Raw genomic sequence first — 574 nt, 5'->3', positions numbered from 1 at the left:
TCAAAATTAAACAGTAGGCAATTCTCCTTAGAAAGGAGGTGATCCAGCCGCACCTTCCGATACGGCTACCTTGTTACGACTTCACCCCAGTTATTGATTCCACCTTCGACGACTTCTTCCAAAAGGTTAGATAATCGGCTTCGGGCGTCTCCAACTCCCGTGGTGTGACGGGCGGTGTGTACAAGACCCGGGAACGCATTCACCGCAGCATTCTGATCTGCGATTACTAGTAACTCCAGCTTCATGTAGGCGAGTTTCAGCCTACAATCCGAACTGAGAGTAGCTTTAAGGGATTAGCTCCACCTTACGGCTTGGCAACCCTCTGTACTACCCATTGTAGCACGTGTGTAGCCCTAAGCATAAGGGGCATGATGATTTGACGTCATCCCCACCTTCCTCCAGGTTATCCCTGGCAGTCTCTCTAGAGTGCCCAACTTAATGATGGCAACTAAAGACAAGGGTTGCGCTCGTTGCGGGACTTAACCCAACATCTCACGACACGAGCTGACGACAACCATGCACCACCTGTCACCAATGTCCCCGAAGGGAACTCTCCGATTAAGGAGATGTCATT

At 50.5% G+C, this 574-nt stretch carries 1 rRNA gene; it reads right to left on the bottom strand.

The features are described 5' to 3' along the window. Positions 1–31: 31 nt before the first annotated feature. A 16S ribosomal RNA gene (locus tag IC213_RS20585) occupies positions 32–574 on the bottom strand; the annotation flags it as partial.

Origin of the sequence: Clostridioides sp. ES-S-0049-02, assembly GCF_020658465.1 — a bacterium.
Classification (GTDB): Bacteria; Bacillota; Clostridia; order Peptostreptococcales; family Peptostreptococcaceae; genus Clostridioides.
This window is presented reverse-complemented; position numbering and strand designations above follow the sequence as displayed.